We start from the raw sequence: 26,034 nt of genomic DNA, 5'->3' as shown, positions 1-26,034 counted from the left end.
ACTCCTATCATTAAATAGTTCTGATTATTCCAGCCAACCTTGACAATTTATTAACAATTTAATACTTTCATACCGCGGAACCTCTAAACCTGTTATGATATAAGCATTAAATGGAGGAAGTGATACTTATGCGTAAAGGGATAGCTTTATATATTGTTAGTCTGGCAGTACTGATGTTATTCATAGCTGGCTGCAGTTCAAATGAAGAAAATACCGCCAATCATTCATCAGACGAACATGGACATAACCATGAACAACTTGCCAATGGCGATATTAGAGAAGAAACAACTGGACCGGAACAGCTTCCTTCATTCCTGGATGATAAGGATGAGAATATAAAACTTGTATATGCATCGGCTGCACAGAATCCAGATTTACTCCAATATATTCCTTGTTATTGCGGCTGTGGTGAATCAGCAGGCCATATGAACAACCTGAACTGTTTTGTGCATGAAATAAAAGAAGATAAGGTTACATGGGATGATCATGGGACAAGATGTCTTGCTTGTTTGGAAATCGCTGCGGAATCAATTGTGATGTATGAAAAAGGTGAATCGATAAAAGATATAAGAAATTATATCGATGAAAAATATAAAGAAGGTTACGCGAAGCCGACTCCGACTCCAATGCCTTCTTAAACCCCAAAAAGGAAGGTTCCACAATGGAACCTTCCTTTTTTTCATCTATTCAGCATAGTACATAAACCCGATTGTGCCAGGGCCTGTGTGGGTACTGATGACTGGCGTAGTATCTTCTATTTCGATCGAATCATAGCCTGTTAATTCAATGATCCTGCTCTTTAATTTCTGAGCAAGCTCAAATCCATCCGCATGGACAAGACCGACACCTTTAATGGTTTTGCCTTTCACGTCATTAACAAATTCGGCTGCCAGATATTTAACCACTTGAGAATGGCTCCTTACTTTTGCAACAGGAGTATATTCTCCTCCTTCTAATGAGGCAATCGGTTTGATATTCAGGAGAGAACCGATTAAGGCCCTTCCCTTTCCAATTCTGCCGCCCTTGACAAGATTCTCGAGCGTGTCAACAACCACAAAGAGATTCGTTGCGTTTTTGATTTGTTCGATTCTCGTCAAAATGTCCTCGGGACTCTTGCCTTCCGCCGCCATCTTAGCTGCCTCGATTACCTGGAAGGAAAGACCTTTGGAAATAAAGCGTGAGTCAATTACTGTCACATCAGAAGAACTCATTTCCGCAGCAGTCTCTGCCGACCTGACCGTACCGCTCATGCCTCCAGTCATATGTATCGAAATCACCTTGCTTCCATCACTGCCCAATTCATCGTATAATTTGGCAAACTCTCCTGCAGGCGGCTGTGAACTTTTAGGAAGTTCCTTTGACTCTTTCATTTTTTTCATAAAAGCTTCGGGAGTCAGATCAATTCTGTCCAGGTAAGTCTCTCCCTCGATAGATATAGAAAGAGGCACAACACGGATACCATATTTCTCAATCTCTTCATTTGAAAGATCGACTGTTGAGTCTGTTACAATTTTAACTTCTCTCATTTCCACACATCCTTGTTTCACATATGCTTGTATTATACATTGTTATGCAACCGTTTTAAAATATTTTAAGTATAGAGGTACTATATTTTTGCTGTTACATCCGATAAAGCTGGTTTTTCGTCCATAAGCCTCTCTACTGAATGCTCTCATGGAGCGGGGTGTGCTTCTTCCGATCTTTCCTTTCAAAACTTCCCACTCCAATTACATTGAGACAACAGACATTATTTTCACACAGAATCCCGATCCCTAAACCTGATTCATTTTAAAAATTTCCAACTTATTTTTGTACAGTAAAAAAGAAGCAGCAGTTCAGAACTGTGCTTCCGATCCAGAAAACGTCTTATGCATTATTTTTTAATCCTACGGTATGATAGATACTTTGGTATTCCGGCCACTTCAGGTGCCTTTTCAGGTAATCACGGAAACTGAAGACCTTTTTCTTTGAACCCCGGTAAATTTCCGCAATATACAACTGCAGCCTCAAATTGACTTTAAAGCATAGCGGGTTATCCTGGGGCAAGACCGGAATGTCTGAAATCCTTACCTTCTGTCCATAACAATTTTTGAACTCAAGGCTTTTTAGTAACAAAATATCAATCCTCTTTTTCACCCGTTTATAATACCATTATACCTCATATTCAATTAAAATGGATGAGATGATTCTGCATTTTCACAATTTTCTTATGACAAATTCTCCAAAGGTTCTACACATGCTTGGAAATCATTACGGGGAGAATTAACCTCCTGGGAAACTTTATATTTTGTCATTAACTCAGCAGGAAATGGCTGCAATAAATCCTTCACATCACTGAATGTATACTCACCGGTCGAAAGCCACCTGTTGATGCTCTCCTCCCCTTTAAGGATGACTGGCATCCGCCCATGGACCGGAGATACAAGTTCATTGGCTTCCGTGGTAATGATTGTAGACGAAACCACACTGGATTCATCGTTATCCTGTCTGTCCCATAGCCCGGCAAAGGCAAAAGGCTCTTTATCCTTCAACATAAAACGGTAGGGCTGTTTTTTTCCATTAATTCTCTCCCATTCAAAGAAGCTGTCAGCCAATATCGCCGTCCTCTTCTTATTCAAAAGGTGCTTGAAGCTGGACTTTTCTTCCAGCGATTCACTTCGCGCATTAATAAGGGGTTTCCACTTCCGAGGATCCTTTACCCAGTATGGCACCAGCCCCCATTGAATAGGTCCCGCTCTTCTTTTTCCTTTATTTGAAATCATTGATAATACCATTTGGGACGGGGCGACATTAAACCGCGGTCCCCATTCATCAACCACTTCATCGATGAGGAACTGTTCTATCAATTCTTCATAAGGTACTGTAAGCGTAAATCTTCCACACATCCTATGCACCATCCTTTCAAAAGGCTTTTTTCGTAAACTTTGTTGCTATTTAATACAAACAATAAAAAAATACCTACTTAATTAACTTATAATAACTGTTAAACAAGAAGAAAAGAGCTAATTCACCTTGTTCAGAGAAAAAAGCCCTTGTCTCCAAGGGAAAAGTCCGGCTCTTTGTATTTTTCCGAGAGCCTCAATATGTACGAAAACAGCGTTTCAAAATGAATTCAACATATCTACCGCTCTTTGGCTTTTGTATGTAATTTTAGTTATAACACATATTATATAAGACTTTTTTGAACATACCTAATATAACAATGGAGGTTAGAACAGATGGATTATGAACTGAATGCAATTGACAGTGAGATACCGGTCGTTGTGACGATCGACCATGATAATGGGGTGTATACAATCCGAAAAAGTGATACAAGCGGGGAGGTTTTCAATACGGCTGAAGAACTTTACTCCTGGTACCAGACAAATATGCAGCCTGAAAACTTCACCTCTGAGTCTGAGTATGAAAACGCCCTCCAATGGATCAAGGACATGACGTGAAAGGAGGGCAATCTCCTCTCGCCTCCATTGCCGACCAAGGAACCCACACACTATGGTAATCTATTATTTGCGATAATTCGGCCGGCGTATTATGATGAGAATAGGAAAGAAAAAGGAGGTACCTTTAGTTGGCCTTTGATTATACAAATTGGAAAGAAGAAATAGCGAACGCCATTACCCATGGCATCGGATTTCTCTTGAGCATCCCCGCCCTAGTCATGTTGATTTTAGCTGCGGTTGAAAAAGGGACTGCCTGGCATATCGTCAGTTACACAATCTTTGGCGTATCCATGCTTCTCTTATACTTATTTTCTACCATGCTCCACAGCTGCAGACCATCAAAATTAAAAAGATTATTCGCCATTCTTGATCACTCAGCGATTTATCTGTTGATAGCAGGTACCTATACACCATTCATGCTGGTCAGTTTTCGTACCCCTCTCGGCTGGACGATTTTTGGGATCATTTGGGGATTAGCCATTGCCGGCATAGTATTTAAATGTTACTTTGTTGATAAATATCAAATCATTTCAACCCTTGTGTATTTGGTCATGGGATGGATGATTGTCATTGCCATCAAACCTTTGTATGAAATTCTAAGCCCTGCCGGTTTTTCACTGCTGTTGACGGGCGGGATATTTTATTCCATCGGAGCTGTATTTTATGTATGGAACAAGCTGCCTTTCAACCACGCTATTTGGCATGTTTTTGTTTTAGCAGGAAGCTCGTTTATGTTTTTTTGCGTATTGCTTTACGTATAAAAAAGAAAAGACCCTGGATGGACAGCCAACGCTGTCCTCCAGGGTCTTTTTCTCTAACCAGCCTGTATTACGATACCAGTTTTACCAGCATGTGGGCAAGCATATGCTGCTCCTCTTTATTACCGGCTTTCCAAAGCTCATATAACAGTTTTTCTTCACGGTTTTTTGGTTCTTCATGGTTAGCAAGGTAATCTCCGACTTTTTGAGCCGCTCTTGCTTTCTGCTCTTCATTCAATCCAAGCTTATCGGCTTTATCAACCTTATCACCTAAGTAATCTGTGAACTTATCGAAGCTGGACAGAATGTCTTCTTTTTTATCCTCTGACATGCTTGAAAGACGATCTTCTACTTTGTTACCCATTTTGCTGTCATTTGTATTGTGTTCCATTCTCTCTCATCTCCTTTATAATTGATGTTACAGTGTTTATATTCCCCGTTGTCTCGTTGGTAAACCTAGTGGAGCACACAGAAAGAATAAATCTAGAAGGATGAGAAAGAATTCTGTTGTTAAGAAGCTTCATTCAGACCGCAATTCACGATGACCCCCTGTACATAATCCGCCATTTCACTAGCAGTCATGTCCTTGTAATCTCCATGCATAACAGGGGGCAATATGTTGACTTCTACTGAAGCAGGCTTCAAACCGTTTTTATTATTTTCGAGAATATCCGCTGTTCCATGAATATAGATTGGGACGACCGGAACTCCTGCTTCCAACGCTATCCTGAAAGCGCCTGTTTTAAAGATATTGATTCCTTGTCCTTTATTTCTTGTATCCTCGGGAAACACCACAAGGGAATGACCATCTTTCAGCTTGGATATACACTCTCTTAAAGACAGAACGGATTTTCGTTTATTATTCCTGTCTACAAAAACACAGTTTAAGATATCCATCCAATGACTTATGATCGGTAGTTTCTTAACTTCAATCTTAGACATGAATCCGAATGGCTTTTCGATATAGCCTAAAAGCACAGGGATATCAAAATCCCCCTCATGATTGGAGACAAACAAAACAGGGCCTTCCGGAATATTGTTTCTCCCATGGACATCTACTGTTGTCCCGGTCCTGACGATGATGCCTTTTGCCCAGCGTTTTGCCATGGCATGCTTGATTTCATCAAGTTCTTCCACGGGTCGATCATTGTTGAGCTGTTTCAATCTGATTAAGTTCGGGATGCTATAAAGTAAATATGAGACCATAAATAATAGAACATATGCAAAACGTAACATGTTGTTACCCCTTTCACTCTAACCTCCCTACTATTATAGCTTTTTCCCTTGAGATATGGCTGTGTTATTTAAGAAAAGCTGCTCATAGAACAACATTCCATGGAAAAAGCCACAAAAAAGCTGGCTTATCACCAAGGTGATGCCAGCTCTACAAAAACTTATTTTACCTTCTCATATACTTCAAATACATAGTGATAGGGATTCTGTTCATTTTGAACTCCCTGTTTTGTGGAGATAAGTTTGTACTCATCCCAATTAAGTTCAGGGAAGTACGTATCTCCTTCAAAACTTTCATATATTCTCGTCACATACAGCTTGTCGGCATAAGGGATGAATTTCTTGAAAACTTCTGAACCACCGGTTACCATGACCTCAACTTCTTTATCCTCTGCATAATGCAGCACTTCTTCTATTTCATGGTAAATAATGCAGCCTTCCGCTTCATAAGAAATATCTCTTGTGAGAATGATGTTTTCCCGTCCTGGAAGCGGCTTGCCAATCGATTCAAACGTTTTTCGCCCCATGACAATCGGATGCCCCATCGTAGTTTCTTTAAAGAATTTCAGATCCTCAGGAAGCCTCCATGGAAGCTTGTTTTCAAAGCCTATCACACCGTTTTCGTCCATCGCCCATACAAATGAAATCATACACTTACCACTCCTTTAATATGTGGATGCGGGTCATAGTCTTCTAATGTGAAATCTTCAAAGCTGTAGCTGAAAATATCCTTAACATCCTTGTTTATGCGGATGGAAGGAAGGGAACGCGGCTCTCTTGTTAATTGGAGTTTCACCTGTTCCATGTGGTTTTGATAAATGTGTACATCTCCGAAAGTATGAACAAATTCTCCAGGCTCCAGATCACAGACGTTTGCAATCATCATCGTCAATAATGCATAGGAAGCAATGTTGAACGGTACTCCAAGGAACACATCTGCAGAACGTTGATACAACTGGCAGGATAACTTCCCGTCGGCAACATAGAATTGAAACAAGCAATGACAGGGAGGGAGAGCCATTTTATCAATCTCACCAACATTCCAAGCATTCACAATTAGTCTTCTGGAATCGGGATTCTTCTTGATGTTTTCAATCAACTCTGAAATCTGGTCAATGGTTTCACCACCTGCTCCTTCCCAAGAGCGCCACTGTTTTCCATAAACAGGTCCTAAGTCACCTGTTTCATCGGCCCAATCATTCCAAATACGGACACCATTGTCCTGCAGGTATTTAACGTTTGTGTCACCATTAAGGAACCAGAGAAGTTCATGGATAATCGACTTTAAATGCAGCTTCTTTGTCGTGAGCATCGGAAACCCTTCACTTAAATCAAAGCGCATTTGATAACCGAAAGTACTGATTGTGCCAGTGCCTGTCCGATCCCCTTTCTCCGTTCCATTTTCCAACACATGTTTGCATAATTCGAGATATTGTTTCATCGTATACCCCTTTTACATAGATTCCAATTCTTCGAAAAATTGGTGTGTGACGGGTGCCACTTCTTTTAACTTTTTGTTTGTTTTAAGGTTTAAGTAATACATGGCAAACGCCTCTGCAAAATACTCTTCCTGATACTCCAAGAAGTAATCTTCTTCCGGAAAGAGGATGTGGGCTTCCTGCCTCCAGATTGCAGTGAATTTCATTTTATAGTAGATTTCATTCAGTACATAACGGTCTATGCTGTGTGCCAATTCATGTAGCTCCAGATTAACTGATCCATGCCCGGCACCCTTTTCGCTATGTCCTATCTTAACCAGAACGAGCTGAGATCCCCCTATACCAGGGACTTCATCCCATGTTCTTTCTGTATTAGTGTACCCTCTCGGAGTGACTCCTTTCAAGTGTTGAGTCGTGGGGAAACTTGTTAATTTATCTTGGAACAGATGGACCATTATTCCTTCTGCTTTAACCTGCTGAAGGAGTCCTGTCGGCAAATGGTCAAGCCTGTAGATGATTTGCCTGGCTTCGTCCTCATTAAAAGACTCCTCAGGCAAGAGGATAATTTCTTCAAGAATGTCGGATTGTAAGGTAAGGTCTTTTTTTATCGGGGCGTTGGAGAGTAATAATCCCGGGTAGCTTGCAGAGGTATTTTGCAACATAAAAAAGACTCCCGCACATACCGCGGTGACGAATAATGAAATTTTCGGATACATTCACGCGGTCACCCTTTCTAGTATCAGAATCTGAGATAAATAGAATCGTTTCAACTATGAAGCTAGTATAACATATATTACAATAATATTATTCTGTAATATTTTTGAAAAATTTAATTAATCAGCTTATTCAATAGGATTCAATTAGTATTGTAGTATACTAGCTCTGATTTATTTAATTTAAAAAAGCCCAACTTAATTCACTCTAAACATAAACTTCCTATAATCATAAAAAAGAGGACAAAATCTGAAGTGATTTCATCCTCCTGTGTTATTGAATTATGTTCGCTTTTCGTATTGCATCTAACCCAATTGCTAAAAAGCCCTTGTTTTCTATTATTCTAGGATAGACTGTTCCATTGCGGAGGCACATTTTTATCCCAGTAGATATCCCCCAGGCTGTGGTGCTCCTGAAAATTGTCATGTCTCGTGTGGTAGTGGAAGTTAAAATAGTATCCATCCAATGGAGGGTGATCCCTTCTGACATGAAAACGGATAATATCTTCCCCGCTGCGCTCATCATAAATATGAAAGATTTTCTCACTCTTTGCATATGCCGGCGCTTCTGAAATGGTCAGGTGTGAGAGTTCGTTTTCAGGAAATTGCTTTGTCGTTTCTTCAATTGCCACCTGAATCTTTGGCAGGATAATGGACTGAAATTCATTTTCAATCACCGGCTTAATCTTACTGCCGAATTTAATATATGCCTGGTTCTCTGCTTCAGAAATCATCTTCTGTATGAACTCTTCATGATCAAACTCTAAATCTTGATGATCAAATTCTTCCTCTTCAACGGTTTCGGTAATCTCAGGTTGTGTATGTATGCTTGACGGTGCTTTGCTATTTGATTTATTTAGACTCTCATTTTCATTAAGGAATGCTTGCGAAGGAGTAACCAACCCAAACGTTAAGATGGATATCAGTACGACGAAAGTTTTTCTCATCCAGTTAGACACGGAAATTCTTCCTCTCTATATAAATATCTATTTCCATTATACATATATAGACGGATGAAAGGGTAAAAAGGTTTCGAAAATTTTATGAAGGATATTAATTGAGGAATATGGTACTATATTAAAAGAACTTGTATAAGAGGAGGAGTATCATGAACGTCGATATAATGGTTAGTATCGGGTATATGCTTTTGCTGTTTTATTTTATTTCCCTTGCTATTACTGATTGATCAAAAATACTTAACCGTAACGGGATCCTGCAAAGCCGGGATCCCGTTATTCTTTTGTTTGGATTGAACCGTAGTGAAACTTAGCTGACTGCCGCCTTTCCACTTTAAAGCCCTGGTCCTCAAACAAAGGTGAATTATAGTGTTCTTTTAAAACAACCCTGCACTTTGCCACCCGTTTCGCTTCTCCTATAGTCTCTGCATCAACAGGATTATAAACTGCCCACTTCCTCATGGGATTGATTCCCGCGGAAGCCTCGATTGGATCTCCGAACATGGGGTCAAGGTAGACAACATCATAACTGTCATTTGAAGCGTTTCTTAAAAATTCCAGTGCTGTCGAATGGACAATCTCAACCCGCTCCATCGCTTCATTCATTTCCTTGACACCTGAATCCCAAGTTTTCAATCCATTTTTTATAATGTAGAAAATAGCCTTGCTTGCTTCTATACCTTTTACCTTACCGGATTGTCCGACTGCATGGCTTGCAATAATACTATCTGAAGCCATTCCCATTGTACAATCCAGAAGCGTCATCCCTTTGTTCAACCCTGCAGCCTGAACAAATGTGTCCACTTCACCTTTTAAAATCCGTTTCAACCTGAAGGAAGCAGAATTGGGATGGAAGAAAAAAGGCTCATCCGAATCTGCAGAAAACAATTCCAACCGTTCTTTTCCAACCACCAGAATGTCCTCAGAGTATCTCTCCCTCAATCCTTTAACGGTTCTTTTTTCTCTATGTATGTAAGGAAGCTCCATTTCCTTTGCTATCCCTTTTGCTTTTTCAATCATCTCTTGATTTGTCCTGCCTGCAGTTGTAACTAACAAACTGGTACCTCCATTCTCTTCAGCAACACAGAAAATCCAGCAAGACGGGACTTTCCAGCCTGTCTTCCTGGATTCTCTGCTTCTTATTGCTTTGTCTTTTCAAGTCCCGTGTTGATCTCAGCCATGATCTCTTCAATCGAATGATCTTCGATAGATTCTCTTGGGATAAAGTGAACAACTTCTTTCCCCTTCATGATTGCCATGGAAGGAGAGGAAGGCTCATATCCTTCAAAGTATTCACGCATTTTTGCAGTCGCTTCACGATCCTGTCCTGCAAACACAGTCAGAAGCTGTTCCGGCTGCTGTTCAGTATTTAATACCGCTTGTGTGGCTGCAGGCCTTGCCAGTCCGGCAGCACAACCGCATACAGAGTTGACCACTACAAATGAGACACCCTCTGCATTTTCCATGGTTTGTTCCACTTCTTCTTCTGTTAGCAGCTCTTTAAAACCGGCTTGTGTCAATTCTGCTCTCATTGGTTTCACTACTTGTTTCATATATTCTTCATATGCCATAGACATTGTTATCCATCTCCTTTATTAGTTTTTGTCTGGAATTTAAAACTTTCGTAATTATTGTTGCTCTTGATAGGATATATGCTGATTTCTGCTCCAGGTGCGTGACTCCGCTCAATCAACCAACTAGTTATAAAATAGGCAATATGCCCTCAAAAGCAGTTTGAGACCCGTTTCAACAGTACGGCTCCAATTTGCGGTCCGTCCGGTGATTATACAGAACACCTTTCATCTTCCACCTCAGTAAGTAATATGAGAGGAACCAGCATAAAGACAACCCACACTGTTACTGCTTTCTTGCCTCAGTCATTTGCTTCCAAACAGAACCTTTCGCTGCCTCTCCGCCTGCGATTCTTTCTATCGCCATTTTCACTTGAAGTTTCACTTCAAACTCTGGATCGTCTTCGGCTTCCTTTAATGCAGGCAGCACACTTACGTCCCCTTCTTCATAGAGGAACATTGCAGCACGCCAGCGCACAAGCTTATTCTTATCCTGTAAAGCAGCTGCCATTTCCTCCATCGCCTCTTTAAAGCCCAGGTCGGACAGACAATCCCCTGCCGTTCTTCTGACCGTTACAGTTTTGTCCTTTAAGCCTTTATATAGCAAAGGCAAAACTTTTTTGTCTTCGATCATTCCGATATATACGACTGCAAGCCTGCGGATGGATGCCTTCTCATCTTCCAGTGCCTTTTCAAGAAGCGGGAGGTCATCAGTTTCAGGCTCTTTCATGCTTTCAAGCAGTTGATACCTCGTTTGCCAATCAGGTGCATCAAACTCCTCCAAGGTAACCTTCTTCCCGACTTTTGCGGTCTTTTCTTCAGTGGTTTCCGGATTCCGAGCTTTTCTAACCATAGAATCGATTCGTTCCTGAGGATAGGCTGCAACAAGCTCCTCTACAACACTTTCGCCGATTTCTTCCAGCTCTCCATAGCGGACGCCCTGCTCCTTCCACTTTCTAAGGAGAACAACATTGTCGCCTTCCATTTGTGCTTCCCCTACAGCTTTTACAAAGCGATCCGGCAGAGAGAAACGTTTCTCTTCAGATTCTGTTGTCAACTTTACTTGCATAGGAATTCCTTTGAACTCTTGAACACTTACGGCCACTTCCCCAAAATGTTCGTCTGCTTCAGTTGCCATCCCTTCAACTTCGGCATCTTCTCCAAATGCTTTTCTGACCCTAGGAAGAAGCTCCTGCCAGTCAAACTTAGCATTCCTTTCAACAGCAAGGAAATCAGCTACATGATATACACCTTTAATTCCTTCAATTTCAAGTATATCTTTTATGCGTTTTGGTGCTGTGTCCGCATCTTCTTTTTTATAGTTATTGCTTTTTCCGCCAGCCATTTCTTCATCTAAAATAATTTTCATGGTGTTCGGACTTGGTGTTGGTTCGATTGATTTGATTCTCATAGGATTTTGACCCCTTTCTATGTCCCGTCATACTGCCTTCATTCTAACATAGTCAGAATTCTATACTAATCAATGTGCTTAACCCTCTGCAATTTCTGAGAGGTAGGACCAGCGCTCGATCAACGTTTCCAATAATGTATTATATTCGTCTATCTGCTCCATTAATTTTTGGGCTTTTTCAAAATCGCTTCCCACTGTTTGGAGCTCAGACTGTGCTGCCTCCAGCTTTTCTTCAATCTCTGCAATCTTGTCATCGATTGTTTCCCATTCTCTTTTCTCGTTGTATGACATCCGCTTTTTCTTTTCAGAGGAATCTGATTTAACGGGTGCTTGTTTTTCAACGGATTTCTTTGCTTTCACATCCGTTGTTTCCTCAGCTTTTTGTGTAAGATACTCTGAGTATTCACCTAAATAGGTTCCAATATGACCATTGCCTTCAAAGACAAGCAGCTGAGCGGCCGTTTTATCAAGGAAGTAACGATCATGGGATACTGTGATGACCACTCCTGAGAAATCGGAAATATAATCTTCCAGAACAGTCAATGTTTCTGTATCAAGATCGTTAGTCGGCTCATCCAATAGGAGTACATTCGGCTTGGTCATCAGCAATTTCAACAGAAAGAGCCTTCTTTTTTCTCCACCAGAAAGCTTTCTGATTAGTGTTCCATGAGAGTGCATGGGAAACAAGAAACGTTCGAGCATGCTTGCGGCAGAAATCTGGTCACCGCTATCGGTTGTAATTACATCACCGGATTCACGGATATACTCGATCATCCTCTTATTTTCATCCATTTCTTCATGTCCTTGGGTATAGTAAGCAATCTTGACTGTCTGTCCCTGATTCAGTTCACCAGAGTCGAGTTCATCCTGGCCTGCAAGGATATTAAGAAACGTAGACTTTCCGCTTCCGTTCCTTCCGACGATTCCAATTCTGTCACCAGGTTTGATCAGATAATTAAATTGGTCGAGAATGGTTTGTCCGGGAAAACTCTTAGAAGCATCTTTAAATTCAAAAACCTGCTTTCCAAGGCGGCTTCCTGAAAGCGACATATCGATTCCATCATTTGATGAAGAGGAAGACATATTCTCCTCAAGGTTCTCAAAGCGCTGAATTCTGGCCTTTTGTTTAGTAGTCCGTGCTTTGGCCCCTCTTCTCATCCACGCGAGCTCCCTGCGGTATAAGTTCTTTTGCTTTTCAGCCATCTGCTTTTCCTGGTCATTTCTTTCTGCTTTCGCTTCAATGAAAGCCTGGTAGTTTCCCTTATAAGAATACAGGGCCCCGCCATCGAGTTCGAAGATTCTATTGGTGACGCGGTCAAGAAAGTACCTGTCGTGAGTGACCAGAAGGACAGCGCCTTGATACCTAGACAAGTAATCTTCCAGCCATTTTATAGATTGATAATCCAGGTGGTTTGTCGGCTCGTCCAGGATTAGCAGGTCCGGTGTTTCAATCAATACTTGGGCAAGAGCAACACGTTTTTTCTGCCCACCGGAAAGTTCTCCTACTTTCTTTGAAAACTGAGAAATCCCCAGTTTGGTCAATATCGCCTTTGCGTTCGCATTGGCATCCCATGCATTCAGAATTTCCATCTGTCTTTGTGCTTCAAAAAGTTTTTCCTGATTTCGCTCGTTTTCCGAATCTGCCTCGAGCTGGAGCAGTGCGGTTTCATATTCACGCATTACTTTAATGACAGCCGCATCACTTTGGAAAACCTGGCTGATCACTGTTAGTTCAGGGTTAAGTTCAGGCTCCTGATCCAGGTAGGAAATGACATAATCACCAGGTTTGGTCATATCTCCGCTGTCTGCATCATCCAGTCCAGCAATGATTTTCAACAGACTTGATTTTCCTGTTCCGTTGACTCCAATCAGACCGGCCCTCTCTTTTTCCGTTATTGTAAAGCCTATATCTTTGAAGAGGGTTTTTTCACCATAGGATTTTGTGATATTTTCAACTGTTAACATTCTCATTACTGACCATTCCATTCTTTATAAAATTGCATTAGAAAAAGTTCCATGAATTTGTGTCGTTCGTTTGCGATTTCCTTCCCGGTATCCGTGCACATCCGATCCTTCAAGAGTAACAACTTTTCATAAAAATGATGAATTGTCGATGTTTTCCCGTTCCGGTACTCTTCCCTGGTCATATTTTCCCTGACTGGAAGTCCCGGATCATAGATCGGATTGCCTTTTGTGCCTCCATAGGCAAAAGTCCTCGCAATGCCGATTGCACCCATGGCATCAAGCCTGTCTGCATCTCTCACAACCATAGCCTCAAGTGTACCAAGTTTGGCTTCATTTCCTCCCTGAAAAGAGGTAGTCATAATAATCTCGATAATTCTCTCTTTTTCTTCATTATGTAATTCTATCTCATTTAAAATCTTATGTAACTTCTCCTGTCCCTTGCGTTCACTCTCATTTAATTTGTCATCCGCCACATCATGCAGGAGCGCCGCTGCCTCAATTCTTTCCAGATGAGGACTTCCTTCTTTTTTCCCTATGTAAAGCGCAAGGTTCCGTACCCTGTCTATGTGATGCCAGTCATGTCCGCTTGGATCACTCGAGTGAACCTGTTTGACCAGCTCTTCAATGATTGTAATGGTTGCTTTCTCCATAGCCGGCCACTCCCCTTTTACCCTTATTCTAACAGAATGATGTGCAAAGTGGAGAGTGGTTGAGTCCTGTTTGTAATATATGATCTGTTTTCTCACTTGGAGGTGGATGATAGGGATTAACTGAGAAGAATTTAGATTGACAAAGGGCTCTGTACAGCAACCACAAATAAAAGATGAGGAAACTTCAGGAAAGGCATTTGTCGTGTTCCTATTCCTATCAAAATGGTTTGGTTCTGCGTTCATTCCATATGTCTTAGTCTATTATAAGATGTACTTACTCTATTCATCATATTATCTCTTGGCACTTCATTTGTAATAGTGGGTGCTTCGTTATCACCCATTATAAACTTAGCAGCCCCTTTTTTTGCTATCACCCATTATAGTCCTGATATTCCCTCTATAATAGGATGTTCTTCACTAATCACCCATTATAGTTCTGGCAGACACTCTATAATCGGGCGTTTCCCCCTACACTCTTAGAAGAAAAGGGTGATTGCTGAAACCTTACCAGTTTCAGCGAGCAAGCCTCGTGCAACATATGAGCTTAGGCTTGCAAACGGTTTGCGGAGTAACAAAAAAAAGAGAGGATATCCCCTCTTTAAACACTCACTCGGCAAACCAGCTGATTCCAAGTGTATCCTCCCCGGCATGGACTCCGATGACTGCTCCAAGTTCATGCGAAGAAAAGTTGATCTCAGGGTATTTGCCAGAAAGGTCGCTCACCCATGAATCTGCTTCCGCTTTATTTAATCCGTATAAAATATAGACTTCTATTATGTCTTTGGTCTGCAGTGCATGGTCTAAGTAGTCTTTCATCCGGATGTGTCCTTTTGCGATACTTCTTACTTTCTCTACGACTTCCAGTTTTCCATCTTTTATCGCCAGGATCGGTTTGATCTTCAGCATGGACCCAAGGAAGAAGGAGACTCCATTCATCCTTCCGCTTTTGTGAAGCTGTTCAAGGCTCCCGACCATCACAAATGTTTCACCTGTATTGATTTTCGTCAATACCTGTTTCTCTATTTCAGAAGGTTTAGCGCCTTCCTTTGCAGCTTCAATGCCGTCCAATATCAATTTGGTCAATGGATAAGACAGAATTTTAGAATCTATCACAGTTACCGGTATATCGACAAGCTGGGCAGCCTGCTGTGCAGATGAAATGGTCCCGCTGAATGCTGCAGATACGTGTAAAGAAAAAATATGGTCATAGTTATCTTGCAGCTTGGTATAAAGTTCTTGAAAGACTCCAATTGATGGCTGTGACGTTTTGGCGTCAGCTCCGTTTTCTTTTAGAAATTTAAAAAGTTCCTGAGGAAATAAATCGACTCCGTCTTGATACTCCTGATTTCCAATAAGGATATTCATCGGAACCACATATACATCTTCATTGTTTTCAAGCTCATCCACCCTGCATGCTGTACTATCAGTCACCCAGGCTATTTTCATATTCCTCATCCCCTTTTTCCTTATATGTATGTCCAAGTATTATATGTCTATGAATGTATCATAACAAATGAAGCAAAGAATTTTCCACATGGACTGCCACCTCTTCCAAGTCATCCACCATCTCTTCCGTAATGATCCGGTTGAAATAAACAATCCCCTGATGTAGGAAGGGCTTGTTAGTGGAGGTGATTTCCCGCCACTCTATATTCCTCCCCGGTCCCCACCAGTCTTTAAGACTAGTAATAAAGTTTTCCGGAAAGCTTCTTCCTGTCGATTGGTATTGAATCTGAAGCATGGCACCAGGCTCTCCCCCCGATTCAGGAAAGGCCTCGGCGTTCCATTCTTTTATACCGGCAGACAAGGTCACCTTAACCGTAACCCCTTCTTTAAGAGGGTTGCAGAGAGTCAAGGAATAGCGTCTTTTCAGGCTCGCAAGGTCTATATTATCTTCTCTGTTGACTACCTTCAGCGAGCCCATCAATTCGAGCTCATACAAGGCCCCTTGCATGACCACTTTCAGGTTTTCATAGGCTGTCGGATCGAACATTGCCCATTCCTCCCCTTCAAACAAATTCTAGTAAAGCCCCTTCACATTTCCGTTTTTATCAACGTCCATTCCATACGCTGCTGGTTTTTTCGGCAGTCCCGGCATGGTCATGACTTCACCTGTCAACGCCACGATAAACCCTGCGCCAATCTTTGGTCTGAGCTCTCTTATATGAATAGAGAAATCTCTTGGCCGTCCAAGTTTTTTTGGATTATCAGAAAGTGAATATTGGGTCTTTGCCATGCATACTGGCAAACCGCTCCAGCCATGGTCTTCAATCTCTTTAAGTTGTTTTTCGGCTTTTGTAGAGAATTCAACTTCGTTAGCCCCATAAACATTGTAAGCAACCGTTCTGATTTTATCCTCGATGCTTACTTCGTTGTCATACAATCTTTTGAAAGATTTTTCTTTGCTTTCAATCACACTGATCACTTTTTCGGCTAAATCCTCACCGCCTTTGCCTCCCTTTTCCCATACTTCTGTCAGGGAAACAGCTGCTCCATTTTCTTCACACCAGTTCAGCAGGTAAGCCAGTTCAGCTTCGGTGTCATTGATGAACTTGTTGATTGCGATAACAAAAGGAACACCAAACAACCTGATTGTTTCTATATGCTTCTGCAGGTTTTCCAGCCCTTTTTCAAGTGCAGGAAGGTTTTCCTCCGTTAAATCAGCTTTGTTCTGGCCTCCATGCATTTTTAATGCTCTTACGGTTGCGACCAACACAACAGCATCCGGACTGGCCCCCAGAGCTTCCGTTTTTATGTTCATAAACTTTTCAGCACCCAGATCTGCCCCAAAACCTGATTCTGTTACTACATAGTCTGAAAGTTTCAAAGCAGTACGGGTAGCGATAACCGAATTGCACCCGTGCGCGATGTTTGCAAACGGCCCCCCGTGAACAAGGGCGGGTGTGTGTTCAATCGTTTGGACAAGATTTGGTTTTAATGCGTCTTTTAAAAGCATTGCCAGAGCTCCTTGTGCACCTATATCCCCGACCGTAACCGGCTGTTTCTGGGTAGTATAAGCTACCACCATTCTTGCCAGGCGCCCTTTCAAGTCTTCAAGGTCATTTGCCAGGCATAGCACAGCCATGATTTCAGAAGCAACAGTAATATCAAATCCATCTTCCCTCGGCACACCTTGCACAGGCCCGCCCAACCCGATCACAATCTGTCTTAAAGCCCTGTCATTCATGTCTAGGGCACGCTTCCAGGTTATCCTTCTCTGATCTATTTCCAGTTCATTTCCCTGGTGGATATGATTATCAATCATTGCCGCCAATGCATTGTTCGCCGTGGTAATAGCGTGAATATCCCCAGTAAAATGAAGGTTGATATCTTCCATCGGCAGGACTTGAGCATACCCTCCCCCTGCTGCACCGCCTTTAATTCCCATCGTTGGCCCCAAAGAAGGTTCCCTTAAGGCAATCATCGTCTTTTGATTAATGGCATTCAGAGCATCACCAAGACCTACGGTAACAGTTGATTTTCCTTCCCCGGCCGGGGTGGGATTGATGGAAGTGACGAGGATCAGCTTTCCATCCGGCCTGTTCTCCAGATTCTTCAACGTTTCATATGTTAACTTGGCTTTATATCTTCCATAAAGCTCTATTTCTTCTTCCTTAAGGCCCAGTTTTTTTGCTATGTCCATGACAGGCAGCATTTTGGCCTGCTGGGCAATTTCAATGTCTGATGGTACTTTTTTTCGTTGTTCCAATGGGATCTCCTCCTAATCATTTCAGTAAAACGTTTGATTCTTATATGTAAAGTATTTTAGTAACTGCCATAAAAATCTTCCATAGATACATTTATACAGATTAGCCATGAAAATGTCCATATATAACAAGGCTTTAATACGATTCTTACCATCTTAAAAACACAATAAAAAAAGCCCCATTCCAAGTTTGGAATGGGGCACTCTGGGAGAGGAATCTTGGTGTACAATTAAATTATCCAGTGTTCAGCAAAAAGAAACTGGTTATTTTTCACAGAATTAATTAAGACTGTTGTTCACTGTAATACACTTCTTCAAAGGTGTGCATGATAGTACAACAAAGTCCCTCTCCTCTTATTTAGGCATCTTTATAGTTGTCTCGCATATATACAGGAAGAAACTTTTCGACTTCTCCTTCGTTAAAAGTGAATTCCTCATTGATTTTTAAGGCTTTCCTTGCTGCTACGAAATCTTTGTGATGTGTTTGCGGAGCTTCTGAGTATACACCATTAATTTTTTCATTCAGGGTGTCTCTCCTATTAACTAATTCTTGATTGTTAATCAGTTTATCTCTATAATCCGATAAGAGTGCTATATACTTTTCCCTTAGAAAAAGTAATTTTATTGCTGTGGTTTTGTGCTTTAATACGTCTTCTTTATCTGAGGATGAAAGATCGTATATAGATAATCCTGTAGCAGTAAAAGCGGTTAATAATACTAAGACATTTAACGATGTCAGTATAATTATATTGTTGTCTATAAAAGGCTTGAGAATATCAGTAATGGTTGATAACACACCTACTGAAGTTAAAGAGAGTAACACTATTTGCAGGATTTTTAGTACTCTAATTCTATTCTCTAGTCTTTCCACTGCCTTTTCATGCGTTTTATGTGTATAAACTACTTTGGCATAAACCTCTAGTAGATTTCTATAATTATATTTCATCACATAACCCCATTTACGAATTTGCCGAATAAATTTTTCCAATGTTCATCAGCAGATAAGGTTAGCCCTTTCAGCTTTAAATTTACCCCACTTAATAAGCTGTCAACACCTTTTAAAGCCTTCTCTTCAAACAACATACCATTCCTGTTTATTATATCGTTACTACCAAGAATCCACCAATTTTCTTTCTCTCTCTGTTTGGCTAAATATAGTAAAAACTCTCCAAAGAGAATTTCTATTGTAGGGTACTTCCCATCCTTTTCTAATATGAATTCCATTGCAAGACAGTCAATTAATATACCCGAAATATCTACATCGTTGGCTTTTTTCCAAGCACGTGTTAACTTAGTAATTTTTTTTAGTCGACCATCGGAAAATTTATTTATTAGATTTATTGCTTCAACCTCTTTTATAGGGTTGCATTTCTTCCAGCTACCATTTTGGTTTGAATCTGGGTAAAAAAACAATTCACCTTCCTTAAATGCAGGAACCACTTCAAATTTTGTTCCATCTGAAAATTCTACTACAACTACTTGACCATCTGCCTTAGTACTCGTTCTAGCATAAGTAAGATTTAAAGCTTTTTTTACATTTTGTAATAAGGAGGATTGACCATTAAACTTATAATCAGAAAATCTTGTAAAAAGAGTTTTTGGTAATATAACTAACATATCAATATCTGAAAGATTTTTTATTGCAGTTCCTCTCCCATAGGAACCAACATACCTACAGTTTTTGCTGTCAGAATTTATTCTCCAATAATATTGGTTAATTGTTCTTACTATTTTATGATATCTAAAAGATATAATTTCACTGTTATCTACCCGTAAGCTCTCTAGTAAGTTTTCAAATTTCATACTTCCAACCTCCCCCTTCACCTAATTTTACCACTTATTCTTCTTAGTTCCAGGTGTGTAATAATGATATCAATTAAATTTTTTTGATAATCCATCTGCGAAATTGTAAAATTAAGTAAATGAATTCAGGAGGAGATGTATCATTAACTAGCTTATCTATAGTAATACAAGGAAACACTTATCACAGCTTGAGGAAATGTATCACTACAAATTTTGATGTCACACGTGATACGGTTGAAGAACTAAAGGACATCATTGAAGATATTAATCATAATAAATGTCTTGTTAAAATTAAATGTTAATGGTTATAAAAACATTCGTACTGTTGGTGCTCTAAGTTAAAAAAGTATTCAAGTAGTATATGATGAATTAGAGGGATAAATGGACATTAATGGAGGTATTAAAGTTGATATAGGAGGTTCTATAGTTTCGCAAGCTGGATCATTTAGGGTTTCTGCTGGAAAGTTTAGAAATCGACTTCACAATGAAGCAAGTAAAGTAGCTATAAAGATGATTAAGCAACTTACTGGTTATCGACCTATGAAGATACTGGAAATAGTCTATTATGGCGAAAATGAGATCACCGATTTAGTAAAGCAAAGTATTAATGAAAAACAACCTGATGGATGGTTGCCATTTTAATCTTTCCATTACTATCCGTAAACATCTAAAGGAGTAGGTAGTTTGAATAATTACAAAAATTTAATTGGAATGTCAGAAGCTGCTATTTCACAAGTCCAACAAGCTGCTAAAATTGCTTTAGAATTTAGAAGAACCCTACAGCCTTCACTCCAACAAGCTGTAAATGCAATTAATCAGGTTTCTCGTAGTATCAGAACAACAATCGCTAATTCTGATATTCCTGCTATGATGCTGAAACTTGCACAAGGTATACAAGAAACTGAAGAAGACTTAAAGGTATTCAAAGCTGCTATCGTTGATTTAGGATACCCACCTCATCACGAGTTAGACATTAGACTTATGAGAGAAATTGCCCGAGCTTATAAAGCTAACGGAAAAGATGCGGTGAATGAGTATATAGATGAATTTATATGTAAATATTATCAACCCAGTTTAATTCAAGACATTGAAAAGAGATGGGAAAAATACAAATTCTTAGAGAAAAGACTCCCTTTGCTCCGCAATGCAGTAAAAGCTCACAATTTAGGAATGTATGAATTAGTAGTACCTTCTATTCTTTCTCAATTCGAAGGGATTATAGTTGACGCTTTTGGAATTAAAGGAAAAGTGAATGGGAAAATACAAGAAATTCTGTATGAAACCTTACTTATTAAGGAAGGTTTTACCGGCGGATTCCACTTTGAAGAAGAGATACACAATTATTATTCAACTAAAGTGCTAGTTGGTTTCCATCATGGGAAGAAAGTAAAATCAGAAATTAGTAGACATGCAATATTACATGGCGGGGATACTAATTTTGGAACTCAAACAAGTTCATTAAAAGTGATTTTACTTTTCGATTTTATTGTAGAAGCATTAAATGAAATGGAACAAGAGACAATTCATTTAGGAATGCAAAGAGTTAAAGATTATCGTGTTGAAATCAACAAAAGAAATAGGATTCGAAAAGGTAACCGAAAACCTAATCATAAGCACCATCACACTTCAAGAAATGACATTAAATAATATTAAAACACCCCCTTCCAGCAACCAAGGAAGGGGGTGTTTTAATTATTCATTCACTTGATTTTCTAATTCTTCAATTTGTTTTTTTAATTCTAAAATATCTTGTTGATTATCCTGTGTATTCTTTTCTAGCATATTTTGGTACTTCTTTTCTATCACTTCAATTTTACTTTCATGGTTAAATCCTAAAAAGATAAACACTCCTACAATTCCACTAATTGTAATCCCAAGAATAAGATAAAAATGTTTGCTATTAATTTGGGAATCGTAGACAATAACTCTTAAAATATAGAATAATACCAACATACATAAAATTAGTGATAAGTTCATAGCTAAAAGATTTGCAGTGAAATTACTTTCTATTTTCGGGATTGCACTGATATTTACTCCAATAAGTGCAAATGCAGCTAACATTAAAGAAAGAATGGTTGTAATATCCTTATAAAAATCTTTAATTTTATTACTATGTTTATTAATTAAATCCTTTATAACTCCTATACTCGATTCTTGTTCAGCTTTATGTTCATGAAAAGTGCCTAAGAGGTTTGCCTGCTCTTCCTTTGCTGTATTAATTTCTTTTAATGTTTTTTCATGTTTATGCATTAGATCCACACTTCTTTTATTGGTAACAAAATGTAAGTAATGCATTCCTTTATTTGAAAGTCTAATTAAAGTACCATAGGAACAAATTTGATCAATAATTGTTCCATAATTTAAAAATTTATAATACATTCTTTCTTCAGAGTTTATAGACTCATGTCCCGAAAAATACTCTTCGTTAAATAATTCCTTATCATTTCTAAATAAGCGATGTAAATTATACCTTGTCTTAAATGTAGTATCGACTGCATTTGCATCTTCATAGATAACATCTTTAGACTCTTCACTTAAGTCAAATTCTTTATCTTTGAAATACTCTATATAATCATTTAGATAAAGAACCCTGAGTAGGTGGAAAAATTCCTCCTCTTCTAGGTTTGAATGGTCATTGATTGAAGCAACCAATTTGGCGGGATATTCTCCACCTTGTGTAACCTCCATGACTGCTTTGGCATTGAAAACTGACTCTAAAAACTCATTCATAGCATCTTCATTTAAATTATCAAATTCATATCGTATAGAACTGTTTACTTGGTACATATCGTATTCTTCTTGAAGAAGGTTCTTTTTATCATCTATAGATAATTCATCTAATCCATGGAAGTCCAATTCTGATAACTCTGGCATTCAAAATCTCCTATCTTTAATTTTCTTTACCATAAAAAGCCCCTTACAAAAAAGAGGCTCGAAATAAGTTTACCATATATTCAAATTTTTTCATTTTATTTAAAAACTGTTTTTTTGGTTCACTCTACTTCTTTTTAGAAAACGTTGAAAATTCTACAATATTGGTTGGTTCTCCAACTGGAGTTTTTAAAGGTTGAAAGAATATCTGTAATAATAAAGTATCAAAGTTAATACGAATTAACTTACTATTATCTAATTCGGTTATAATGTTGTGTATTCGTGTTATATCAATATTTGATAAAAGGCTTATATGCTCAATTGCCAAATAACCTTCTTCCCCCGCTTCTATTAATTTATTTTCAATTTGAAACTCGTAGAAATCGACCATCATTGAGTAAATAAAAACCTCTTCCAAACCGAATTTATAATAAAGACTCAGATCTATTTCTATTTTCTCAGGTCTATATGAATATAAAATTCTTTCTAAGTCGGTCTCCATTCAGATACCCTCAGCTAACTTTTCTATTTTATTTATCTTTTCTTGAAGTTTATTATCTTTTTCAAGATATTTTTCTTTTAAAGACTTTCTATATTCTAAGTAAAGAGGTAACAATCTTAGCTCCGCTTCTTTTTCAACAAGAGAGTCAGCAATATTCATATCAAATGTAGCAATTTCTTCAACTGGTAAATTATTTACTAAATCAATACAATATGCTCTTATCGACTGAGCCATCTTTTCACAAGTAGAGTTGTCCAAAAAATCTCGTGTAAATTCTTGTGAGTTCAATATATCTTGGATTGATGAAATGCTCATTAAGTCGTCGTTTAAATTTGCCTCACCTAATGATTGTATAATGTCTGGCTTGAAAGGGAATTCGTTTAAAAAGGATTTTAGGTCTTTACTGTGAATAATGGCAGATGTATTTACGAATATCCCTCTTACTCGTTTATCACCCTTCAACTTTTCTTCTAATAAAAGATAGTCCTCAGTATTAAAAAAATCTAATTCTAACCAAATATTTTCAGCTTCCAATTCTTTTGTTTTTTCTTGATCCACCATTTTTCCTCCCACTTAAATTTTCTTTTATTAATTCTACAAAAATCTCCATTTTTCCTCTATTTTTACAATTTTTAATTTGTTGCTGCATATACCTTTGATAAAATACCATACAACAAAAAAAGGGCGAAATAGCTCTTAAGTTGTTGATATAAGAGCTATTCTGACCTTTTGGTTATTAAGATTGTTGTTCCATATAAACTTCCTCAAACGGCTGCACTACGACGAACCCTTCTCCTTCAAATTTCATTTGTATGGATTCCCCGCTTCCTCTTCCAAAGAAAGTTTTCAAGGACACATCTGTGACAAAGTCCGGCTGAAGATTTCCAGACCACGCCACAGTGGCATTCGGGTCGGTGTATACTGGATTTCCCGGTTTCACTATTAGGGTCAATGGTTCATAATGCGAAGTGATGGCAACCATGCCAGTCCCTTCAATACGGACATTGAATAACCCTCCTGACATCATCCCAGCAACCCTTCTCATTAACTTGATATCCCACTTCAATCCCGGTTGAAAGGCCAGCAAGTCATTTCCGTTAACATAGATTGCATCATTATTGAGGTTAAGGATTGAAATTTTCTTTCCTTGATCAGCAAGGTACAGCTTCCCTTGACCATTCGCTTTCATTAAGGAAGTGCCTTCACCGGTGAGGGCTTTCTTGAATAACTTGCCCAAACCGTGCTCCAGTACACCTTCCCGCTCAAACTTGATGGCTCCCCGGTATGATATCATGGCTCCCATTTTGGTCCATACTTCTCCATCGAGATTTACTTCCAGCACCCTTTGGGTCTCGAGTTCAAATAACCCTTCCCCTTTGTCTTCCTGCTGGGTTTGTTTGATGAAGTCATCAATTGAAAATCGCTGATTCATTTTTCCCCCTCCAAATCATCCTCGGTTTTCCTGAACATGAACAGCGTCATGAATGTCAAAGCCTGTTTCAGTTCATGGGACAAGTCATTTGCGAGTCTTTCAGATACCCCTTTTTTGTATACCCATGTCTCGTCCTCTTTCTCCAATCCATAAGTAAGGGCTAAGTGCTCAAGTTCCCACGGCATCATCGTATTGCAAATCACACCTTCGCCATATAGCCTTGGGAAAGAATTTTGCCGGGGATGTGCAGTCGGCCCCAGAATCCCTATACATAATCTTCCATCCTGCTTGACAATTTGCGTTGCCTGCTTCAAAGCATGGAAAGGGTCTTCCGTCCATTCCAATGAATTAATCATCATAACCGCATCAAATTGTTCTTTTTCAAATGGAGGATTGGTAAGGTCTCCTTGAGCAAAACTCAACCCCTCTTTCTCTTGCTTTTTTGCAATTTCCACCATTTTTTCAGACAAATCCATCCCTGTGACATCATAACCCTCTTGATGCAATAAATAGGATCCAAATCCATCACCGCAGCCTAAGTCTGCAATTGAGCTTCCCTTGGGTATATTCCTCACCATGAATGGTACGATATCTTTCCTGCTTCCTTCGGTCCACATACTGACACTCTTGCTATGCCAGTTGCTCGCATTATGATCCCAGCGCTCCTTGGCACTTTCATGCCATTCCTTGTTTTTCATTAGGTCACCTTCTCTGCTGAATGTTATGTAATAACTTCTATAGTACCTTTTCTCATCTATATATAAAAATCCTGCTTTCAGAGGCCATATTATTAATGATATTCTCAGTTCCGTTTTTAAAGACAGCTTTTTTTGACCATACTAGGCGTGAGAATAATTGTAAAGGGGGAAGCAAAATGGAAGAAATCACGAGAATTCAACGAAATCATAACGGGCAGATTATCAGCTTTCAAACGTCAACCGGCAGAATCATTTCTTATCAAAAAGCTTTAATGGAAGCTCAAGAAGGAATTATATCAGGGGTAAGTGTTGAAGATGACGGAGAAGGCATCTCGCAGCTTGCACACAGCTATAATGGGGACATCACTTTTTCTGAGCTTCCTGAAATATTTTAAATTGATAATGATGTTAAATAAAACGAAAAAAGGACGATTCGGAATCGTCCTTTTTTCATTCGCTTTCATTTTTAAATTGTATCTCCCTCAACCTTTTGAGGAGATCGTCATTTTCTTCAAACAACTGGACAAGGTCGCCTATCCTGTCGATGGAATCCCAGCTTAAATGATGTTCGATCCCTTCAACATCTTCGTAAATGTTTTCTTCCTTCACTCCGATTATATTCAGGAATTGTTCCAGCAGCTCATGCCTGAAAACAAGACGCTTTCCAATTTTGTTTCCTTTAGCAGTCAATATGAGTCCCCGGTATTTTTCATAAACCAGGTAATCGTCTTTATCTAATTTCTGGACCATTTTTGTTACAGAGGAGGGATGGACTGACAGTGCATCAGCAATATCTGAAACTCTGGCATATCCTTTATTATCGATCAATAAATAGATCTGTTCTATATAATCCTCCATACTTGGCGTCGGCATATCGAACCCTCCA

General features: G+C 39.3%; 31 protein-coding genes. 6 read left to right on the top strand and 25 right to left on the bottom strand.

Annotated features, from left to right (window positions below; genetic code table 11):
* Positions 1-140: 140 nt before the first annotated feature.
* Positions 141-638, top strand: a complete 498-nt coding sequence (locus BSG1_RS00155) for a PCYCGC motif-containing (lipo)protein (RefSeq protein ID WP_156791366.1) — start codon at positions 141-143, stop codon at positions 636-638.
* A 45-nt stretch (positions 639-683) separates the two neighbouring features.
* On the opposite strand, the gene BSG1_RS00150 is transcribed toward BSG1_RS00155, so the two are convergent.
* From BSG1_RS00150 to BSG1_RS00140, 3 genes are all read right to left on the bottom strand, one after another.
* A complete protein-coding gene (locus BSG1_RS00150; RefSeq protein WP_006834717.1) occupies positions 684-1,526 on the bottom strand; it encodes a DegV family protein in 843 nt (280 codons plus the stop codon).
* 340 nt (positions 1,527-1,866) lie between these two features.
* Positions 1,867-2,115: a DUF2535 family protein gene (locus BSG1_RS00145; protein ID WP_044022120.1), complete on the bottom strand. Its 249-nt coding sequence runs from the start codon at positions 2,113-2,115 to the stop codon at positions 1,867-1,869.
* Positions 2,116-2,207: 92 nt separating this feature from the next.
* The gene (locus BSG1_RS00140) at positions 2,208-2,885 is read right to left on the bottom strand and encodes an SOS response-associated peptidase (protein WP_006834715.1); all 678 of its coding nucleotides are present in this window, start codon (positions 2,883-2,885) and stop codon (positions 2,208-2,210) included.
* A 333-nt stretch (positions 2,886-3,218) separates the two neighbouring features.
* On the opposite strand from BSG1_RS00140, the gene BSG1_RS00135 reads away from it, so the two are divergent.
* Positions 3,219-3,440, top strand: coding sequence for a hypothetical protein (locus tag BSG1_RS00135; RefSeq protein ID WP_006834714.1), 222 nt, complete (start codon positions 3,219-3,221; stop codon positions 3,438-3,440).
* A 128-nt stretch (positions 3,441-3,568) separates the two neighbouring features.
* Positions 3,569-4,201: a PAQR family membrane homeostasis protein TrhA gene (gene trhA, locus BSG1_RS00130; protein ID WP_006834713.1), complete on the top strand. Its 633-nt coding sequence runs from the start codon at positions 3,569-3,571 to the stop codon at positions 4,199-4,201.
* Between the two features lie 67 nt (positions 4,202-4,268).
* On the opposite strand, the gene BSG1_RS00125 is transcribed toward trhA, so the two are convergent.
* The 16 genes from BSG1_RS00125 to BSG1_RS00050 form a co-directional block, all read right to left on the bottom strand.
* A complete protein-coding gene (locus BSG1_RS00125; protein WP_006834712.1) occupies positions 4,269-4,589 on the bottom strand; it encodes a DUF3243 domain-containing protein in 321 nt (106 codons plus the stop codon).
* Positions 4,590-4,708: 119 nt separating this feature from the next.
* Positions 4,709-5,434, bottom strand: coding sequence for a lysophospholipid acyltransferase family protein (locus BSG1_RS00120; RefSeq protein ID WP_044022118.1), 726 nt, complete (start codon positions 5,432-5,434; stop codon positions 4,709-4,711).
* 158 nt (positions 5,435-5,592) lie between these two features.
* Positions 5,593-6,081 carry a dihydrofolate reductase gene (locus tag BSG1_RS00115; RefSeq protein WP_006834710.1) on the bottom strand — a complete coding sequence of 163 codons (489 nt, stop codon included), beginning with the start codon at positions 6,079-6,081 and terminating at the stop codon, positions 5,593-5,595.
* On the bottom strand, positions 6,078-6,872 hold the full coding sequence (locus BSG1_RS00110) for a thymidylate synthase (RefSeq protein ID WP_006834709.1): 795 nt from the start codon (positions 6,870-6,872) through the stop codon (positions 6,078-6,080). The genes BSG1_RS00115 and BSG1_RS00110 overlap by 4 nt, the downstream gene beginning before the upstream one ends.
* Positions 6,873-6,884: 12 nt before the next feature.
* On the bottom strand, positions 6,885-7,532 hold the full coding sequence (locus BSG1_RS00105) for an anthrax toxin lethal factor-related metalloendopeptidase (protein ID WP_044022115.1): 648 nt from the start codon (positions 7,530-7,532) through the stop codon (positions 6,885-6,887).
* Between the two features lie 395 nt (positions 7,533-7,927).
* Positions 7,928-8,542, bottom strand: coding sequence for a YpjP family protein (locus BSG1_RS00100; RefSeq protein WP_044022113.1), 615 nt, complete (start codon positions 8,540-8,542; stop codon positions 7,928-7,930).
* A 273-nt stretch (positions 8,543-8,815) separates the two neighbouring features.
* Positions 8,816-9,595 carry a class I SAM-dependent methyltransferase gene (locus BSG1_RS00095; protein ID WP_006834706.1) on the bottom strand — a complete coding sequence of 260 codons (780 nt, stop codon included), beginning with the start codon at positions 9,593-9,595 and terminating at the stop codon, positions 8,816-8,818.
* Between the two features lie 83 nt (positions 9,596-9,678).
* The gene (locus BSG1_RS00090; protein ID WP_044022112.1) at positions 9,679-10,116 is read right to left on the bottom strand and encodes a BrxA/BrxB family bacilliredoxin; all 438 of its coding nucleotides are present in this window, start codon (positions 10,114-10,116) and stop codon (positions 9,679-9,681) included.
* A gap of 280 nt (positions 10,117-10,396) precedes the next feature.
* Positions 10,397-11,521 carry a conserved virulence factor C family protein gene (locus tag BSG1_RS00085; RefSeq protein ID WP_006834704.1) on the bottom strand — a complete coding sequence of 375 codons (1,125 nt, stop codon included), beginning with the start codon at positions 11,519-11,521 and terminating at the stop codon, positions 10,397-10,399.
* A gap of 78 nt (positions 11,522-11,599) precedes the next feature.
* Entirely contained in the window at positions 11,600-13,492 is a 1,893-nt protein-coding gene (locus BSG1_RS00080; protein WP_006834703.1) for an ABC-F family ATP-binding cassette domain-containing protein, read from the bottom strand.
* Positions 13,492-14,136 carry an HD domain-containing protein gene (locus BSG1_RS00075; RefSeq protein WP_044022110.1) on the bottom strand — a complete coding sequence of 215 codons (645 nt, stop codon included), beginning with the start codon at positions 14,134-14,136 and terminating at the stop codon, positions 13,492-13,494. Before BSG1_RS00075 ends, BSG1_RS00080 begins: the two co-directional genes overlap by 1 nt.
* A 606-nt stretch (positions 14,137-14,742) precedes the next feature.
* The gene (locus BSG1_RS00070) at positions 14,743-15,582 is read right to left on the bottom strand and encodes a DegV family protein (protein ID WP_044022109.1); all 840 of its coding nucleotides are present in this window, start codon (positions 15,580-15,582) and stop codon (positions 14,743-14,745) included.
* A 58-nt stretch (positions 15,583-15,640) separates the two neighbouring features.
* Positions 15,641-16,129 (bottom strand): hypothetical protein, encoded by a 489-nt coding sequence (locus BSG1_RS00065; protein WP_044022107.1) that lies wholly within the window; start codon positions 16,127-16,129, stop codon positions 15,641-15,643.
* Positions 16,130-16,156: 27 nt separating this feature from the next.
* Positions 16,157-17,845: a formate--tetrahydrofolate ligase gene (locus tag BSG1_RS00060; protein ID WP_006834698.1), complete on the bottom strand. Its 1,689-nt coding sequence runs from the start codon at positions 17,843-17,845 to the stop codon at positions 16,157-16,159.
* Positions 17,846-18,200: 355 nt separating this feature from the next.
* Complete coding sequence (locus tag BSG1_RS00055; RefSeq protein ID WP_006834697.1) at positions 18,201-18,788, bottom strand: SLATT domain-containing protein; 588 nt, start codon at positions 18,786-18,788, stop codon at positions 18,201-18,203.
* Complete coding sequence (locus tag BSG1_RS00050) at positions 18,788-19,645, bottom strand: SMODS domain-containing nucleotidyltransferase (RefSeq protein WP_044022106.1); 858 nt, start codon at positions 19,643-19,645, stop codon at positions 18,788-18,790. The genes BSG1_RS00055 and BSG1_RS00050 overlap by 1 nt, the downstream gene beginning before the upstream one ends.
* 381 nt (positions 19,646-20,026) lie before the next feature.
* Between BSG1_RS00050 and BSG1_RS00045 the strand changes: the two genes are divergently transcribed.
* On the top strand, positions 20,027-20,287 hold the full coding sequence (locus BSG1_RS00045; protein ID WP_006834695.1) for a hypothetical protein: 261 nt from the start codon (positions 20,027-20,029) through the stop codon (positions 20,285-20,287).
* Between the two features lie 42 nt (positions 20,288-20,329).
* A complete protein-coding gene (locus BSG1_RS00040) occupies positions 20,330-21,292 on the top strand; it encodes a hypothetical protein (protein ID WP_044022105.1) in 963 nt (320 codons plus the stop codon).
* A 45-nt stretch (positions 21,293-21,337) separates the two neighbouring features.
* Here BSG1_RS00040 and BSG1_RS00035 read toward each other — a convergent pair whose 3' ends face one another.
* From BSG1_RS00035 to BSG1_RS00015, 5 genes are all read right to left on the bottom strand, one after another.
* Positions 21,338-22,519 carry a hypothetical protein gene (locus BSG1_RS00035; RefSeq protein ID WP_006834693.1) on the bottom strand — a complete coding sequence of 394 codons (1,182 nt, stop codon included), beginning with the start codon at positions 22,517-22,519 and terminating at the stop codon, positions 21,338-21,340.
* Positions 22,520-22,643: 124 nt separating this feature from the next.
* Positions 22,644-23,018 carry a hypothetical protein gene (locus tag BSG1_RS00030; RefSeq protein ID WP_006834692.1) on the bottom strand — a complete coding sequence of 125 codons (375 nt, stop codon included), beginning with the start codon at positions 23,016-23,018 and terminating at the stop codon, positions 22,644-22,646.
* Complete coding sequence (locus BSG1_RS00025; protein ID WP_156791315.1) at positions 23,019-23,576, bottom strand: hypothetical protein; 558 nt, start codon at positions 23,574-23,576, stop codon at positions 23,019-23,021. It abuts the gene before it with no gap.
* Between the two features lie 178 nt (positions 23,577-23,754).
* Positions 23,755-24,450: an AIM24 family protein gene (locus BSG1_RS00020; RefSeq protein ID WP_006834690.1), complete on the bottom strand. Its 696-nt coding sequence runs from the start codon at positions 24,448-24,450 to the stop codon at positions 23,755-23,757.
* A complete protein-coding gene (locus BSG1_RS00015) occupies positions 24,447-25,148 on the bottom strand; it encodes a class I SAM-dependent methyltransferase (RefSeq protein WP_006834689.1) in 702 nt (233 codons plus the stop codon). The genes BSG1_RS00020 and BSG1_RS00015 overlap by 4 nt, the downstream gene beginning before the upstream one ends.
* A gap of 176 nt (positions 25,149-25,324) precedes the next feature.
* Here BSG1_RS00015 and BSG1_RS00010 point away from each other — a divergent pair, with 176 nt between their 5' ends.
* Positions 25,325-25,543, top strand: a complete 219-nt coding sequence (locus BSG1_RS00010) for a DUF3892 domain-containing protein (RefSeq protein WP_044022102.1) — start codon at positions 25,325-25,327, stop codon at positions 25,541-25,543.
* A gap of 55 nt (positions 25,544-25,598) precedes the next feature.
* Here the strand turns inward: BSG1_RS00010 and mntR are convergent, their stop codons facing one another.
* The gene (gene mntR, locus BSG1_RS00005) at positions 25,599-26,021 is read right to left on the bottom strand and encodes a transcriptional regulator MntR (protein ID WP_006834687.1); all 423 of its coding nucleotides are present in this window, start codon (positions 26,019-26,021) and stop codon (positions 25,599-25,601) included.
* Positions 26,022-26,034: the final 13 nt, after the last annotated feature.

Origin of the sequence: Bacillus sp. SG-1, from assembly GCF_000181495.1 — a bacterium.
Lineage (GTDB): Bacteria > Bacillota > Bacilli > Bacillales > Bacillaceae_B > Rossellomorea.
Note: the sequence above shows the minus strand (reverse complement) of the source record. Positions and strands in the feature narration are given on the sequence as shown.

Coding starts and splice junctions, on each gene's coding strand:
- BSG1_RS00150 (WP_006834717.1), bottom strand. CDS start 1,526: ATGAGAGAAGTTAAAATTGTAACAGACTCAACAGTCGATCTTTCAAAT.
- BSG1_RS00140 (WP_006834715.1), bottom strand. CDS start 2,885: ATGTGTGGAAGATTTACGCTTACAGTACCTTATGAAGAATTGATAGAA.
- BSG1_RS00135 (WP_006834714.1), top strand. CDS start 3,219: ATGGATTATGAACTGAATGCAATTGACAGTGAGATACCGGTCGTTGTG.
- BSG1_RS00125 (WP_006834712.1), bottom strand. CDS start 4,589: ATGGAACACAATACAAATGACAGCAAAATGGGTAACAAAGTAGAAGAT.
- BSG1_RS00120 (WP_044022118.1), bottom strand. CDS start 5,434: ATGTTACGTTTTGCATATGTTCTATTATTTATGGTCTCATATTTACTT.
- BSG1_RS00115 (WP_006834710.1), bottom strand. CDS start 6,081: ATGATTTCATTTGTATGGGCGATGGACGAAAACGGTGTGATAGGCTTT.
- BSG1_RS00110 (WP_006834709.1), bottom strand. CDS start 6,872: ATGAAACAATATCTCGAATTATGCAAACATGTGTTGGAAAATGGAACG.
- BSG1_RS00105 (WP_044022115.1), bottom strand. CDS start 7,532: ATGTTGCAAAATACCTCTGCAAGCTACCCGGGATTATTACTCTCCAAC.
- BSG1_RS00090 (WP_044022112.1), bottom strand. CDS start 10,116: ATGTCTATGGCATATGAAGAATATATGAAACAAGTAGTGAAACCAATG.
- BSG1_RS00085 (WP_006834704.1), bottom strand. CDS start 11,521: ATGAGAATCAAATCAATCGAACCAACACCAAGTCCGAACACCATGAAA.
- BSG1_RS00080 (WP_006834703.1), bottom strand. CDS start 13,492: ATGAGAATGTTAACAGTTGAAAATATCACAAAATCCTATGGTGAAAAA.
- BSG1_RS00075 (WP_044022110.1), bottom strand. CDS start 14,136: ATGGAGAAAGCAACCATTACAATCATTGAAGAGCTGGTCAAACAGGTT.
- BSG1_RS00070 (WP_044022109.1), bottom strand. CDS start 15,582: ATGAAAATAGCCTGGGTGACTGATAGTACAGCATGCAGGGTGGATGAG.
- BSG1_RS00065 (WP_044022107.1), bottom strand. CDS start 16,129: ATGTTCGATCCGACAGCCTATGAAAACCTGAAAGTGGTCATGCAAGGG.
- BSG1_RS00055 (WP_006834697.1), bottom strand. CDS start 18,788: ATGAAATATAATTATAGAAATCTACTAGAGGTTTATGCCAAAGTAGTT.
- BSG1_RS00050 (WP_044022106.1), bottom strand. CDS start 19,645: ATGAAATTTGAAAACTTACTAGAGAGCTTACGGGTAGATAACAGTGAA.
- BSG1_RS00045 (WP_006834695.1), top strand. CDS start 20,027: ATGGACATTAATGGAGGTATTAAAGTTGATATAGGAGGTTCTATAGTT.
- BSG1_RS00035 (WP_006834693.1), bottom strand. CDS start 22,519: ATGCCAGAGTTATCAGAATTGGACTTCCATGGATTAGATGAATTATCT.
- BSG1_RS00030 (WP_006834692.1), bottom strand. CDS start 23,018: ATGGAGACCGACTTAGAAAGAATTTTATATTCATATAGACCTGAGAAA.
- BSG1_RS00020 (WP_006834690.1), bottom strand. CDS start 24,450: ATGAATCAGCGATTTTCAATTGATGACTTCATCAAACAAACCCAGCAG.
- BSG1_RS00015 (WP_006834689.1), bottom strand. CDS start 25,148: ATGAAAAACAAGGAATGGCATGAAAGTGCCAAGGAGCGCTGGGATCAT.
- BSG1_RS00010 (WP_044022102.1), top strand. CDS start 25,325: ATGGAAGAAATCACGAGAATTCAACGAAATCATAACGGGCAGATTATC.
- mntR (WP_006834687.1), bottom strand. CDS start 26,021: ATGCCGACGCCAAGTATGGAGGATTATATAGAACAGATCTATTTATTG.